General features: G+C 72.5%; 13 protein-coding genes. 4 read left to right on the top strand and 9 right to left on the bottom strand.

All coding sequences use genetic code 11. The features are described from left to right. Positions 1-40: 40 nt before the first annotated feature. The 4 genes from HN013_RS24475 to HN013_RS33230 form a co-directional block, all read right to left on the bottom strand. Positions 41-448: a RidA family protein gene (locus tag HN013_RS24475; protein ID WP_398980653.1), complete on the bottom strand. Its 408-nt coding sequence runs from the start codon at positions 446-448 to the stop codon at positions 41-43. 103 nt (positions 449-551) lie between these two features. Next, positions 552-920: a holo-ACP synthase gene (locus HN013_RS24470; RefSeq protein ID WP_171169763.1), complete on the bottom strand. Its 369-nt coding sequence runs from the start codon at positions 918-920 to the stop codon at positions 552-554. Beyond that, entirely contained in the window at positions 917-2,764 is a 1,848-nt protein-coding gene (gene glmS, locus HN013_RS24465) for a glutamine--fructose-6-phosphate transaminase (isomerizing) (protein ID WP_171169761.1), read from the bottom strand. Before glmS ends, HN013_RS24470 begins: the two co-directional genes overlap by 4 nt. A gap of 38 nt (positions 2,765-2,802) precedes the next feature. Beyond that, the gene (locus tag HN013_RS33230; RefSeq protein ID WP_171169713.1) at positions 2,803-3,090 is read right to left on the bottom strand and encodes a hypothetical protein; all 288 of its coding nucleotides are present in this window, start codon (positions 3,088-3,090) and stop codon (positions 2,803-2,805) included. 189 nt (positions 3,091-3,279) lie between these two features. Here HN013_RS33230 and coaA point away from each other — a divergent pair, with 189 nt between their 5' ends. Both coaA and HN013_RS24450 read left to right on the top strand, forming a co-directional pair. Continuing rightward, the gene (gene coaA / locus HN013_RS24455; RefSeq protein WP_249375342.1) at positions 3,280-4,287 is read left to right on the top strand and encodes a type I pantothenate kinase; all 1,008 of its coding nucleotides are present in this window, start codon (positions 3,280-3,282) and stop codon (positions 4,285-4,287) included. A 15-nt stretch (positions 4,288-4,302) separates the two neighbouring features. After that, on the top strand, positions 4,303-5,241 hold the full coding sequence (locus HN013_RS24450) for a DUF389 domain-containing protein (protein ID WP_171169757.1): 939 nt from the start codon (positions 4,303-4,305) through the stop codon (positions 5,239-5,241). Between the two features lie 164 nt (positions 5,242-5,405). Here the strand turns inward: HN013_RS24450 and glmM are convergent, their stop codons facing one another. The 4 genes from glmM to HN013_RS24430 all read right to left on the bottom strand — a co-directional run bounded on the left by glmM (position 5,406) and on the right by HN013_RS24430 (position 9,861). After that, entirely contained in the window at positions 5,406-6,764 is a 1,359-nt protein-coding gene (glmM, locus tag HN013_RS24445) for a phosphoglucosamine mutase (protein WP_171169756.1), read from the bottom strand. Positions 6,765-6,974: 210 nt separating this feature from the next. Next, the gene (gene rpsI, locus HN013_RS24440) at positions 6,975-7,478 is read right to left on the bottom strand and encodes a 30S ribosomal protein S9 (RefSeq protein WP_004951313.1); all 504 of its coding nucleotides are present in this window, start codon (positions 7,476-7,478) and stop codon (positions 6,975-6,977) included. Positions 7,479-7,517: 39 nt separating this feature from the next. Further along, positions 7,518-7,964: a 50S ribosomal protein L13 gene (gene rplM, locus HN013_RS24435; protein ID WP_171169754.1), complete on the bottom strand. Its 447-nt coding sequence runs from the start codon at positions 7,962-7,964 to the stop codon at positions 7,518-7,520. 277 nt (positions 7,965-8,241) lie between these two features. Next, entirely contained in the window at positions 8,242-9,861 is a 1,620-nt protein-coding gene (locus HN013_RS24430; protein ID WP_171169752.1) for an ABC-F family ATP-binding cassette domain-containing protein, read from the bottom strand. A 190-nt stretch (positions 9,862-10,051) separates the two neighbouring features. Between HN013_RS24430 and HN013_RS24425 the strand changes: the two genes are divergently transcribed. After that, the gene (locus HN013_RS24425) at positions 10,052-10,930 is read left to right on the top strand and encodes a hypothetical protein (protein ID WP_249375340.1); all 879 of its coding nucleotides are present in this window, start codon (positions 10,052-10,054) and stop codon (positions 10,928-10,930) included. Between the two features lie 12 nt (positions 10,931-10,942). Here the strand turns inward: HN013_RS24425 and HN013_RS24420 are convergent, their stop codons facing one another. Beyond that, positions 10,943-11,854: a hypothetical protein gene (locus HN013_RS24420; RefSeq protein WP_171169748.1), complete on the bottom strand. Its 912-nt coding sequence runs from the start codon at positions 11,852-11,854 to the stop codon at positions 10,943-10,945. 486 nt (positions 11,855-12,340) lie between these two features. Between HN013_RS24420 and HN013_RS24415 the strand changes: the two genes are divergently transcribed. Next, positions 12,341-14,446: a glycosyltransferase gene (locus tag HN013_RS24415; protein WP_171169746.1), complete on the top strand. Its 2,106-nt coding sequence runs from the start codon at positions 12,341-12,343 to the stop codon at positions 14,444-14,446. Positions 14,447-14,450 lie beyond the last annotated feature (4 nt).

The raw sequence follows: 14,450 nt of genomic DNA, 5'->3' as shown, positions 1-14,450 counted from the left end.
AAACGGGAAGGGGCGGGCCCGGGGCACCCCGCCCGAAGGGTCACCCCCGCACCACCGCGAACGCCTCCACCTCGATCAGCAACTCCGGCCGGAACAACGCCACCACCTGCACCGCAGAACTCGCCGGCAACCGCCCCGCATCCACGAACTCGTCCCGCACCCCCCGGATCACCGGCAGATGCGCCACATCCGTCAGGAAGTACGTGAGCTTGACGACGTCGTCGAAGGTCGCGCCCGCCGCGACAAGACACCGCCGCAGGTTCTCGAACACCTGCCGCGTCTGGGCTCCGATGTCGCCCGCGCCGACGACCTGGCCGTCCGCGTCGAGCGCGACCTGCCCCGAGATCGCGACCAGCCGGCCGGTCCCGGTCACGACGTGGCTGTAGCCGCCGGCGGGGGCGACCCCTTCGGGGGCCGCGATGTGGGTGATGTGGGTAGCGTCTGCCATGCCCGGCATCGTGCCCGACACCCACCACCGGCCGCCAGCGCCAAGATCACACCGAAGCCGGAGAGCCGGAGCAACGGAGAACCGGAGCACCGGAAAGCCGGGGCTACGCCTCCGCGATCACCACCGCCGACGCCACCCCCGCGTCATGGCTGAGCGAGACGTGCCAGGACCGCACCCCCAGCAGCTCGGCCCGCGCCGCGACGGTCCCGGAGACGGTGAGCCCCGGGCGGCCGTGCTCGCCGGTGGTCACCTCGGCGTCCGTCCAGAGCAGGCCGGGCGGCGCGCCCAGGGCCTTGGCCAGGGCCTCCTTGGCGGCGAAGCGGGCGGCGAGGGAGGCGATGCCGCGCCGCTCGCCGCCGGGCAGGTACAACTCCCGCTCGACGAAGAGCCGTCCGGCCATCCCGGGGGTGCGCCGCAGGGCCGCGTCGAAGCGGTCGATCTCGGCGACGTCGATGCCCACTCCGACGATCATTCGACGGTCACCGACTTCGCCAGGTTGCGCGGCTGGTCCACCTCGTTGCCGCGGGCCGTGGCCAGCTCGCAGGCGAAGACCTGCAGCGGCACGGTGGCGACGAGCGGCTGGAGCAGCACCGGGGTGGCCGGGATCTCGACGAGGTGGTCGGCGTACGGCCGCACCGCCTCGTCGCCGCGCTCGGCGATCACGATGGTGCGGGCGCCGCGGGCCCGGATCTCCTGGATATTGGAGACGATCTTGTCGTGCAGGACGGACCGGCCGCGCGGCGACGGGACGACGACCACGACCGGCAGGTCCTTCTCGATCAGCGCGATCGGACCGTGCTTGAGCTCACCGGCCGCGAAGCCCTCGGCGTGCATATAGGCGAGCTCCTTGAGCTTGAGCGCGCCCTCCAGGGCCACCGGGTAGCCGACGTGCCGCCCGAGGAAGAGGACGGTGTTCTTGCCGGCGAGCGAGCGCGCCAGCTCGCGCACCGGCTCCATGGTCTCCAGGACCTCCTCGACCTGGTCCCCGATGCCGTCCAGCTCGCGGATCACCGACTGGATCTCGTCGCCCCACTTCGTCCCGCGCACCTGGCCCAGGTAGAGGGCGACCAGGTAGCAGGCCACCAGCTGGGTCAGGAACGCCTTGGTCGAGGCGACGGCGACCTCCGGCCCGGCGTGGGTGTACAGCACGGCGTCCGACTCCCGCGGGATCGTCGAGCCGTTGGTGTTGCAGATGGCGAGCACCTTCGCGCCCTGCTCGCGGGCGTGCCGCAGGGCCATCAGCGTGTCCATCGTCTCGCCGGACTGGGAGATGGCGATCACCAGCGTGCGCTGGTCGAGGATCGGGTCGCGGTAGCGGAACTCGCTGGCCAGCTCGGTCTCGCAGGGGATCCGCGTCCAGTGCTCGATGGCGTACTTGGCGATCATCCCGGCGTGGTACGCCGTCCCGCACGCGACGATCACCACCTTGTCGACCTCGCGCAGCACCGACGCCGGGATCCGGACCTCGTCCAGCGTGAGCGACCCCGAGGCGTCGATGCGCCCCAGCAGGGTGTCGGCGACGGCCTTCGGCTGCTCGGCGATCTCCTTGAGCATGAAGTAGTCGTAGCCGCCCTTCTCGGCGGCGGACGCGTCCCAGTCCACGTGGTACGTCCGGACGTCGGCCGGGGCGCCGTCGAAGTCGGTGACGGTCACGGCGTCCCGGCGCAGTTCGACGACCTGGTCCTGGCCCAGCTCGACGGCCTCGCGGGTGTGGGCGATGAAGGCGGCGACATCGGACGCGAGGAACGCCTCGCCGTCGCCGACGCCCACCACCAGCGGGGAGTTGCGGCGGGCGCCCACCACCGTGTCGGGATCATCGGCGTGCACCGCGACCAGCGTGAACGCGCCCTCCAGCCGGCGGCAGACCTGCCGCATGGCCTCGGCGAGGTCGCCGCAGGAGGAGAAGGACTCGGAGAGCAGGTGCGAGACGACCTCGGTGTCCGTCTCGGAGGACAGCGCATGGCCGCGGTCGGTGAGCTCGGCGCGCAGGACGGCGAAGTTCTCGATGATGCCGTTGTGGACGACGGCGACGCGGCCCGGGTTGTCCAGGTGGGGGTGGGCGTTGGCGTCGGTGGGGCCGCCGTGGGTGGCCCAGCGGGTGTGGCCGATGCCGGTGGTCCCGGACGGCAGCGGCCGGCCGGCGAGCTCCTTCTCCAGATTGGCGAGCTTGCCCGCCTTCTTGGCCGCGGCGAGCCCGCCGTCGGCCAGCACCGCGACCCCGGCCGAGTCGTAGCCGCGGTACTCCAGCCGCCGCAGCCCGGCCAGGACGACGTCGAGGGCGGACTGCCCTCCCACATAACCCACGATTCCGCACATGGAGTGCAGCGTACGGCCCCGGCGTCACCGCCCGCCGGTCAACGGCCGCGCTCGATGCGGTCGATGGCGTCCTGGACCAGCTCCAGGTACTCGACCTCCTCACAGCGCGGCTTGCTGCCCAGGTGGTACTGGTCGATGCAGTCCCCCAGGTCCTGGCCCAGGTCCTCGTCGGGCAGCTCGTCGCAGAGCTCGGAGCGCACGAGGTCGGCGAAGGCATCCCCCGCCTCGGGCACCCCCGGGCGGGCGCCGGACGCGCCGGCGCGCGGGCGCACGACACGGTGGACGGTCTTGCGGATGAGCCTGAGCACGAGCCGGAGAACGAACACGGGGGGTTCCTCGCAGGATGCCGGGGCGGCCGAAGGTGGGACCGTATTCCTGACCCGTGAGTAGGTACAGGGCCCGCGCCGGAACTTCACCCCCGTGCGCCGCGCGGTCCCCTACGGGTGCCCCGCAAATCCCACCGATACGCCCGAACCCCACACCCCGCAGTGATCGCCTGGCACCTCCCCCGCACAATGGGCCCCGTGCCGACCACCTCAGAGCAGCCGCCGCACCGACGCCGCGCGGCTCCCTCCTCAGCGCACCAGTCGTCGCTCTTCGTCGACCTGACCCGCGCCGAGTGGAGCGCCCTGCGCGAGAACACCCCCCTCCCCCTCACCGCGGAGGAGGTCGAGCGCCTGCGCGGGCTCGGGGACGTCATCGACCTCGACGAGGTCCGCGACGTCTACCTGCCGCTCTCCCGGCTGCTCAACCTCTACGTGGGCGCCAGCGGGCGGCTGCGCGGCGCCCTCAACACCTTCCTCGGCGAGAAGGGCGCCCAGCGCGGCACGCCCTTCGTCATCGGCGTCGCCGGCAGCGTCGCCGTCGGCAAGTCGACCACCGCCCGGCTGCTGCGCGCCCTGCTCGCCCGCTGGCCCGAGCACCCGCGCGTCGAGCGGGTGACCACGGACGGCTTCCTGCTGCCCAACGCGGAGCTCCAGCGGCGCGGCCTGATGTCGAGGAAAGGTTTCCCCGAGTCGTACGACCGGCGGGCGCTGACGCGCTTCGTCGCCGACGTGAAGGCCGGGAAGGACGAGGTGTCCGCGCCCGTCTACTCCCACCTGATCTACGACATCGTCCCCGACGAGCGGCTGACCGTGCACCGCCCGGACATCCTCATCATCGAGGGCCTCAACGTCCTCCAGCCCGCCCTGCCCGGCCGCGACGGCCGGACCCGCGTCGGCCTCGCCGACTTCTTCGACTTCAGCATCTACGTGGACGCCCGGGCCGAGGACATCGAGCGCTGGTACTACTCACGGTTCAAGAAGCTCCGCGAGACCGCCTTCCACGACCCCGACTCCTACTTCCGCCGCTACACCCAGGTCTCCGAGGAGGAGGCCCTGGCCTTCGCCCGCCGCAACTGGCGGACCATCAACAAGCCCAACCTCCTGGAGAACGTGGCCCCGACCCGCGGACGGTCCAACCTGATCCTCCGCAAGGGCCCGGACCACACCGTCCAGCGGCTCTCGCTGCGCAAGCTCTGACCCCCGGGGAGCCCCATGCTGCACGTACGGATGATCACCCCCGCCGACCGCACCGACGAGGTCGTCGCCCTCGTCGAGGGCGTCACCGGCACCACCCACCTCGCCGTCCTGACCGACGCCGCCCGCGATCCGAGGGGCGACCTCGTGCTGTGCGACGTGGCCCGGGAGGCCGCCGACGAACTGCTGGAGGCGCTGCGCGCGGTGGGCGTGCCCGAGTGGGGCGCCGTCTCCGTCGACGACGTGGGCCTGACGCTCTCCCGGCGGGCCGACGCCGCGGAGGAGGCGGCGCCCGGCGAGGGCGCGGACGCGATCGTCTGGGAGTCACTGGTCGAGGAGACCCACGAGGAGTCCACCCTGACCTTCACCTTCCTCGCCTTCCTCACCCTCGCGACCATGCTCGCCGCCTGCGGCGTGATCATCGACAGCGCCATCCTCATCGTGGGCGCGATGGCCGTGGGCCCGGAGTTCGGCCCGCTGGCCGGGCTCTGCACGGCGATCGTGCGCCGCGCGCCGCGGCTGGCCCGGCAGTCGCTCGCGGCGCTGCTGGTGGGGTTCCCGGTGGCGATGGCCGTCACCGGCGGCTTCAGCCTGCTGATGGACTCGCTCGGCCTCTTCCACGAGGCGCGGTTCCTCGCGGGCCGGCCGCAGACCTCGTTCATCTGGCAGCCGGACGCCTTCTCGTTCGTCGTGGCGTTCCTGGCCGGCGCCGCCGGGATCCTCTCCCTGACCTCCGCCAAGTCGGGCGCCCTCATCGGCGTGGCGATCTCCGTCACCACGGTCCCGGCCGCCGCCAACGCGGCCGTGGCCCTCTCCTACGGCAACTGGACGGAGACCCGCGGCTCGGCGGTCCAACTGGCGCTGAACCTCCTGGGCATCGTGGCCGCGGGAACGCTGACGCTGCTGGCGCAGAAGTGGTTCTGGACCCGAAGGCGCCCCGGCCCGTCCGGCGCTTGAGGACAGCGCGCGCAGGCCCTCCAGCCCGTCCGGCGTTTGAGGACGCGCGCCGCAGGCGCGCTCGGGGGGGGCGGGGGCGCAGCCCCCGCAAGAAACGGGAAGTGGGGGTGCCCCCTCTGGGGGAGGGACAGGGGCAACCCCCATCCCGCCCCGACCGGCGCCGCCTACCCCAGCGCCGACTTCACCACATCCGCCAGCCGCTGAGCCACAGCCCGAGCCTGCTCAATATCCGCAGCCTCCACCATCACCCGCACCAGCGGCTCGGTCCCAGACGACCGCAGCAGCACCCGCCCCGTAGCGCCGAGCTCCCGCTCCGCATCCGTAACGGCCTCCGCGAGCTCCTGCGACGACCCGACCCGCGTCTTGTCCACGTCCCGGACATTGATGAGCACCTGCGGCAGCCGCTCCATCACCCCGGCCAGCTCGCGCAGCGGCCGCCCGGTGGCCGCGACGCGCGCGGCCAGCATCAGGCCGGTGAGCGTGCCGTCGCCGGTGGTGGCGTGGTCGAGGACGATGACGTGGCCGGACTGCTCGCCGCCGAGGGCGAAGCCGTTGGCCTTCATCTCCTCCAGGACGTAGCGGTCGCCGACCGCGGTCTGGACGAGCTCGACGCCCTCGCGCTCCATGGCCAGCTTGAAGCCCAGGTTGGACATCACGGTGGCGACGACGGTGTTCTTGCGCAGGGAGCCCGCCTCGCGCATGGCGAGGGCGAGGACGGCGAGGATCTGGTCGCCGTCGACCTCGGCGCCGGTCGCGTCGACGGCCAGGCAGCGGTCCGCGTCGCCGTCGTGGGCGACCCCGAGGTCGGCGGCGTGCTCGACGACGGCGGCGCGCAGCTTGTCCAGGTGGGTGGAGCCGCACTCGTGGTTGATGTTGAGGCCGTCGGGCTCGGTGCCGATGGTGATCACCTCGGCGCCGGCCCGGGAGAACGCCTCGGGGGAGACGCGGGAGGCGGCACCGTGGGCGCCGTCGATGACGACCTTGAGGCCGTCGAGGCGGTTCGGCAGCACGCCGATCAGGTGGGCGACGTAGTTGTCGAAGCCCTGGTCGTAGTCGCGGACGCGGCCGACGCCGGCACCGGTGGGCCGGTCCCAGGGCTCGCCGGTGGAGTGGGCGCGGTACGTCCGCTCGATCCGGTCCTCCAGCTCGTCCGCGAGCTTGTGACCGCCGCGGGCGAAGAACTTGATGCCGTTGTCCGGCATCGCGTTGTGGCTGGCGGAGAGCATGACGCCCAGGTCGGCGCCGAGCGCCCCGGTGAGGTACGCGACGGCGGGCGTCGGCAGCACGCCGACGCGCAGCACGTCCACGCCCGCGCTGGCCAGCCCGGCCACCACGGCGGCCTCCAGGAACTCCCCGGACGCGCGCGGATCACGGCCGACCACCGCCACCGGGCGATGGCCCTCGAACGTCCCCGCTTCGGCGAGCACATGCGCCGCAGCGACCGACAGACCGAGCGCCAGCTCGGCCGTCAGGTCGGCGTTGGCGACGCCGCGCACACCGTCCGTACCGAAGAGTCGTCCCACTGGTGTCCTCCGAATAACGCGGGAGTGCGGGGCCCGGGAGGGAGCCCCTGTGTACTTGAGGTGTCGAGCCCTGGGCCGGGGCGTTGCCGCCAGGTATCCGAAGAGTCTTCCAGGTATACGGGGTACCCGCCCCGGGTGGCCAATAGCCGAACGCCCCGGCAGCACGGATCGTGCCGCCGGGGCGTTCGAGCAGAGCAGCGAACCGCCGGATTAGCGCTTGCTGTACTGCGGAGCCTTGCGGGCCTTCTTCAGACCGGCCTTCTTGCGCTCGACCGCACGGTCGTCGCGCTTGAGGAAGCCGGCCTTCTTCAGCGGGCCGCGGTTGTTGTCCACGTCCGCCTCGTTGAGCGCACGGGCCACGCCGAGGCGCAGGGCGCCGGCCTGGCCGGAGACGCCGCCACCCGAGATACGGGCGATGACGTCGTAGCGGTCGTCGAGCTCGAGCACCTTGAAGGGCTCGTTGACTTCCTGCTGGTGCACCTTGTTGGGGAAGTAGTCCTCAAGGGTGCGACCGTTGATCTTCCACTTGCCGGAGCCCGGAACGATCCGGACGCGGGCAATGGCGTTCTTGCGACGGCCCAGGCCGGCGGCCGGCTGCGGGTCGCCGAAGCGGGACGCGAGGGACTCGGAGGTGTACTCCGACTCAACGACCTCGGTCTCGGTGGTGTACTCCTCGACGCCCTCGACCGGCATCTCGGCGGTGGTCTCAGCCACGATTCTCCTCAGACTTTCTGGTTCGGCGGTGGCCGGGACTTAGCCCTGCTTGACCTGGGTGATCTCGAACGGCACCGGCTGCTGGGCGGCGTGCGGGTGCTGGTCGCCCGAGTACACCTTCAGCTTGGTGAGCATCTGACGGCCGAGGGAGTTCTTGGGCAGCATGCCCTTGATCGCCTTCTCGACGGCCTTCTCGGGGTTCTTGTCGAGCAGCTCGTCGTAGCGCACGGCGCGCAGACCGCCCGGGAACCCGGAGTGGCGGTAGGCCATCTTCTGGGTCTTCTTGTTGCCGGACAGGTGCACCTTGTCGGCGTTGATGATGACGACGAAGTCACCCATGTCCATGTGCGGCGCGTACACAGGCTTGTGCTTGCCGCGCAGCAGGGATGCGGCCGTCGAGGCCAGACGGCCCAGGACGACGTCCTGCGCGTCGATGATGTGCCACTGGCGCTGGACATCGCCGGGCTTGGGGCTGAACGTACGCACGGTCGTAGCCTTCGCTTCTTCAGTGAGTGTGGGTCCTGACACGGTCCGCATGGACGATCACGCGGGCTTGGCCGCACAACGGGGACGCAACCCGTGTGCCGGCCGCCGGCGATCGGCCTGGCGGACAAGCGTAAGGGCCCCTCGCGTGAGAACGACCAAGCCAATACGCATAACGAACTCGTAGAGTACCGGGCGTGTACCCATGGGGTCAAAACACATGGTCCCACCGGTGGCCGAGCCACGTACCCGGGCCACGCACCCGGGCCACCGTCCGCCCCTATCGCGCCCGGGCCACCCGCCCCTCGCCCCACACCGGCTCCGCGACCTCCCGCACCCGCCCGTCCGCCCCGAAGACCAGGAAACGGTCGAACGAACGCGCGAACCAGCGGTCGTGTGTGACGGCGAGCACGGTCCCCTCGTACGCCTCCAGCCCCTCCTGCAGTGCCTCCGCGCTCTCCAGGTCCAGGTTGTCCGTCGGCTCGTCCAGCAGCAGGGCCGTGGTGCCCGCGAGCTCCAGCAGCAGGATCTGGAAGCGCGCCTGCTGCCCCCCGGAGAGCTTCTCGAACGGCTGGTCGCCCTGGCGCTCCAGCTCGTAGCGGCGCAGCGCCGACATCGCCCCGCCCCGGTCCTTGGCGTGCTCGGTCCACAGGATGTCGACAAGCGTGCGGCCCAGCAGCTCGGGGTGGGCGTGGGTCTGCGCGAAGTGCCCCGGGACCACGCGCGCGCCGAGCTTCCACATCCCCGTATGGGCGACGTCCTCGCCCGCGAGCAGCCGCAGGAAGTGTGACTTCCCCGACCCGTTGGAGCCGAGGACGGCGACCCGCTCCCCGTAGAAGACCTCCAGGCCGAACGGCTTCATCAGGCCCGTCAGCTCCAGGTTCTCGCAGGTCACGGCCCGCACCCCGGTGCGCCCGCCGCGCAGCCGCATCCTGATGTCCTGCTCGCGCGGCGGCTCGGGCGGCGGCCCCGCCTCCTCGAACTTGCGCAGCCGGGTCTGGGCCGCTGCGTAGCGCGAGGCCATCTCATGGCTGATCGAGGCGGCCTGCCGCAGGTTGACCACCAGCTTCTTCAGCTGGGCGTGCTTCTCCTCCCAGCGGCGCTTGAGCTCCTCGAAGCGCGCGAAACGCTCGCGCCGCGCCTCGTGGAACGTACCGAAGCCGCCGCCGTGCACCCATACGTCGGAGCCCGCAGGACCCGGCTCCACGGCCACGATCTTCTCGGCGGCCCCCGCGAGCAGCTCGCGGTCGTGCGAGACGAAGAGGACCGTCTTGCGGGTCTCCTTCAGCCGCTCCTCCAGCCACCGCTTACCCGGTACGTCCAGGTAGTTGTCCGGCTCGTCCAGGAGCAGCACCTCGTCCGAGCCGCGCAGCAGCGCCTCCAGGACCAGCCGCTTCTGCTCACCGCCGGAAAGTGTGCGCACCTGGCGCCACTGGGCCTTCTCGTACGGGACCCCCAGCGCCGCCGTCGTGCAGATGTCCCACAGCGTCTCGGCCTCGTAGCCGCGCGCCTCCGCCCAGTCGCTCAGCGCCTGCGCGTACGTCATCTGCGCGGCCTCGTCGTCCACGGTCATGATGCGGTGCTCGGCCGCGTCGACGGCCTCCGCCGCCGCCCGGATGCGCGGCTGGGAGACCGAGACCAGCAGGTCCCGGACGGTCCGCTCGTCCCGTACCGACCCCACGAACTGCGGCATCACCCCGAGCCCGCCACCGATCGTGACCGACCCCCCGTGCGGCTGCAGCTCCCCCGCGATCAGCCGCAGCAACGTCGTCTTGCCCGCCCCGTTCGCCCCCACCAGCGCGACGGCCGCGCCCTCGCCGACCCGGAAGGACACGTCCCCGAGCAACGGCCGCCCATCGGGCAGGTAGTACTCGACGTGTGCGACCTCGACATGACCCATGCCGCGATTGTCCCGGCTTTCCCGGCCCCCACCAACCGGTTTACGGGGCGGCGCCCGGCCCCGGATTCCCGGCGCCGGGCCGCGCCCGGCCACCGGCCCCCGAAGCACCCGGCCACCGCCCCGCAGCGTCCGGCCACCCGACCCGTCGCGCAGGGCGACACGTCCCGTCGCCCGGTCTACGATGCGCCCCATGAGCTTTGGGCAGGGGGGGCCGCACGGGGCCCAGGGGGAGCCGGGCGGGCAGGGGCCGTGGGGGCCGGGATCGCCGCCCGGCGGTACGCCGGACTGGGCGGCGCTCGCCGACGACACGGCGGCGCGGGGCCGGCGGCGCAAGCTGCTGATGATCGGCGGCGGGGCGCTGGCCGCCGCCGGGGTGGCCGCGATCGTGGCCACCGCGATCGTGCGCTCGGACGGGGGCGACGGGGGCGGCAAGCAGAACACCTCCCATGCCTCCGCGCCGTCCGGCTCCCCCGGGACACCCGAGCCCACCTTCGCCCCGGTGGCCCCGCCCTCCCCGCAGGACCCGCGGGACTTCATATCCAGCGCGGAGAAGGACAAGGCGCCGCTGTCCACGGAGACACTGTTCCCCGACAGCAGGGCGGTGCCGTCCGGCCGGACGTACGAGCGGACGGCCACGGCGGCCACCCCGGACTGCGCCTCCGTCACCCAGGGCGGCCTCGGATCCGTCCTCGCCGCCAACGGCTGCCGCCAGGTGCTGCGCGCCACCTACGTGCGCGACGGGGTGGCCGTCACGGTCGGCGTCGCCGTCTTCGACACCAAGGCCGCGGCCGACAAGGCGAAGGCACAGTCGACCGGCAACGTCACCGCGCTGCCGGGCGACGGCGCCGCGCCCTTCTGCCGGGCCACGGCCTGCCGGCTGACCGCCAACGCGGAGGGGCGCTACGCGTACTTCACGGTCGCGGGGTACGCCGACAACAAGCCGGTCACCAGGGACGACACCAAGGCGCTCGCCGCAGGGCGGGACATCTCGACGTACGCCTTCGGACGGGTCCTCGCCCGCGGACGGGCGGCAGCGGCGGCCGCGGCCTCGTCGTCGGTCACCCACTGACCGCCCCGCGACTCAGCCCTCGCTCCCCTCCTGCGCCTCCGCCGCCTCATCAGCCTCATGAGGCCCTCGGACCCCGTCAGCCTCCTGGACCTCCTGGGCCTCGGGCCGCTCCGGCCCGGCCCCCTCCGGCCGGGCCGCCGCCTCGACCTTCCGCACCTGCGCCGTGACCAGCCGCTCGGGGATCTCCGTCTGCTGCGGGTCCCCGAGGCTGGTGGCGAAGAACATGGAGAGCACGTCGCCCGACCGCACGACGGTGATCAGCGTGGGCGCCTCCTCCACCGCGTTGGTCAGCCGGTACGCCGCGGCCTCGTCGCCCAGCCGGGGCGCCGGCACGCTCTCCACCGCGTCGAACATCTGCCGCTCGCCCTCGCCGGTGCGCATCCCGAAGCCGCCCGCGCAGTCCTCCGCCGCCTCCTCCAGGCTCCGGAAGGTGTCCACCGCGTCGCCGGGCCGGTACTCGGCGACCCGGACGGTGCCGAGCAGGCCCTCGTCGGGGCCGTCCTGCTCACCGGCGAAGGTGGTCACCACGGAACCCAGCGGCTGCGGCTGCGGCCGTGAGCCGAGCGCGACGGCCAGGGGGCGGCACTCCGGGCTGTCGGCGACGGGCATCCCGCGGCCCGCCGTACCCGGCTGCGCCTGCTCGATCACCAGCCCGGGCACCTCGTCCTTGCCCAGCTCGACGCCGCGGAGGCGCGGGGTCCCACGGTCGTCGCCGGTCACCGCCGGCCCCTCGGTCTCCTCCGGCTCCGCGGGCTCACCGGGTCCGGGGGCCCCGCTCCGTGTGACAGCACTCCCGGCCGCGGTCCCGGTCGCGCTCTTGCCGTCGGCCTCGCGGTCCCCCCGGCCCCCGGCACAGCCGGTCGTGGATCCCAGCGTCCCCAGCATCACGGCCACGCACACCGCGGCCGCCACTCTCGCCTTCACGTCCCCCACCCTCCCAGTCGTTCGGGGCCTGCCCGTCGCGCCACACCGACGGCCCCCCGGCCCCCGCGTCCCACACCCGGCTCCGGCGGTCGTACCGGCCCTCGGGTCCCCAGCGGGACATCAAGATCATGTGACCTCAGAATGCGGGTAATAGCACCGTGATTCATCCACGGAATCGTCACATCACGAACACAACGGCGAACCGTCCCCCGGAAGGCCGTCCTTCGCGGCGGCGCACGGCCCGGCGAACGCCCTCCCCGCCCCTCGCGCGCCCCCGGTTCGCCCCCGGACGGGACCGGCCCGCCGCCGTCCACGACGTGACAGAGGCCACAATGTAGGCTGCGCAGGCAACCGAACCCCATGCCAGCAGTCTCATCCGGTACAGACCGGCCGTTCACGGGCCGGTCCGGCAGGGGACGGACCCCGATACCCAGGCCAGGGGGAAGGACGGACGCGGCGGCAGAAGCGCGTCGCGCACACACCGCCATGAAGATCTCTTTCCTGTTGCAGAACGCGTACGGCATCGGCGGCACCATCCGCTCCACGTTCAACGTCGCCAGTGCGCTCGCCGCCCGGCACGACGTGGAGATCGTGTCGACGCTCAGGACCGGCAAGGTCCCCCGGCTGCCCCTGCACCCCAAGGTCAAGCTGGTCAACCTCATCGACACCCGCGAGGACCACGGAGCCGACCGCGACGACCCGCTTCTGTCGCAGGACAGCGCCTACATCCCGCCCAAGGAGGCGAAGGGCGCCCACTTCAGCGCCCTCACCGACCGCCGCGTGGCCGAACACCTCGCCGAGACGGACGCCGACGTCGTCGTCGCCACCCGGCCCGGCCTGGTGATGTACCTGGCCGGCTTCGGGGAGAGCCGCTATCTGAAGATCGGCCAGGAGCACCGGATCTACGGCACCCACGAGCCGAACATCCGCGCCGCGCAGGACCGCGCCATCCCACACCTGGACGCGCACACCACCGTCTCCGAGGCGGACGCCCGCACCCACCGCGAGCAGTTCCCCGACGTCAAGACGAAGATCATCTGCATCCCCAACGGCTGCCCGCCGTCGGAGGTCGAGCCCGCCGACCCGGCCACCAAGCTCGTGGTCGCCGCCGGCCGCCTCATCCCCGTCAAGCGCTACGACCTGCTCGTCGCCGCCTGGGCCACCGTGCACGCCCAGCGCCCCGACTGGAACCTTCGCATCTACGGCCGCGGCCCCGAACTGGCCAAGCTCCGCGCCCAGATCGAGCGTCTGGACCTCACGGAAACGATCACTCTCATGGGCGCCCACTCGCCCATCGAGACCGAGTGGGCCAAGGGCTCCATCGCCGCCGTCACCTCCCGCGAGGAGTCGTTCGGCATGACGATCGTGGAGGCCATGAACTGCGGCGTCCCCGTCGTCGCCACCGACTGCCCGCACGGCCCCGGCGAGATCATCACCGACGGCAAGGACGGCCTCCTCGTCCCCGTCGGCGACAGCGAGGGCATCGCCAAGGGCCTCCTCAAGCTCATCGGGGACGACGACCTGCGCCGCACCATGGGCGCCGCCGCCCGCGTCTCGTCCCAGCGCTACTCCCCCGAGCAGATCGCCGACGCCTACGAGAACCTGATCCGCAGCCTCGGCGTCGACACCACCCCCGGGACGTCCACCGCCACGCCCGCGCCCGAGAAGGCCGTCCCGCTCGGCCAGAGCCTCCGCCGCACCGTCGGCAAGGTCATCCGGCCGCTGCGCCGCCGCCCCGTCGCCCAGCCTGCGCGCAAGCCGGTCACGGAGGCGCTCAAGGAGATAGTGCGCCGGCCCCTGAAGGCGACCGCCTCCACCCGCGTCGACGCCGACGGCAACATCGTCGTCTCCGTCGACAGCAAGGGCCTGGCCGGTGACGACCTCTCGCTGACCGTCACCCGGCGCAAGGAGGGGAAGCCGGCCAGCGTCCCCCTCGCCACTCCCGCCACCCCGGGAGCCCCCTACACCGCCGTCCTGGACCGCTCCAAACTGCGGCTCGGCGAGGGCCGTTGGGACCTGCACGTCGTCCGGGACGAGGACAAGGCGCGCCGCCGCGTCGTCTCCCACCTCGCGGAGGGCAAGAACCTGCTCGGCCTGGAGCCGCTGCCGGGCGCGCCGTTCACCTGGATGATCGCCTACCCGACCGTGGACGGGTACCTGGCGCTGCGCGCCTGGCACCGCCCCGCCCACGCCGAGGCGCTGACGATCCGTCAGTCGGAGGCGTCGTTCACGGTCCAGGGCCGGCTGTACGGCACCACGTTCACCGAGGACACCAAGCCGTTCGTCATCGGCACCCCGCGCTCGGAGACCGCGGCCGACATCTCGGCCGAGGTCACCGTCATGGACCCGACGACCTTCCGTTTCACCCTGCGCCACTCCCAGCTCAAGGCGGCGCGCGGCGACGACGGCGCCATCTGGGACCTGGCGCTGCGCCTGGCCGGCGACGCCGAGCCGGTGCGGATCGGCCGGATCGTCGGCGACATCGTCGACCGCAACAAGACGGACATCTACCCGACCGTCGGCGGTGTCCGCCCCTACCTCACCGTCAACAGCGACCTGGCCGTCAACTGCCCGGCCGCCGAAGCGAAGTGACGGA

Source organism: Streptomyces sp. I05A-00742 (assembly GCF_013055795.1).
GTDB lineage: Bacteria > Actinomycetota > Actinomycetes > Streptomycetales > Streptomycetaceae > Streptomyces.
The sequence above is the reverse complement of the archived record's forward strand: the minus strand, read 5'-3'. Positions and strand labels throughout refer to the sequence as shown.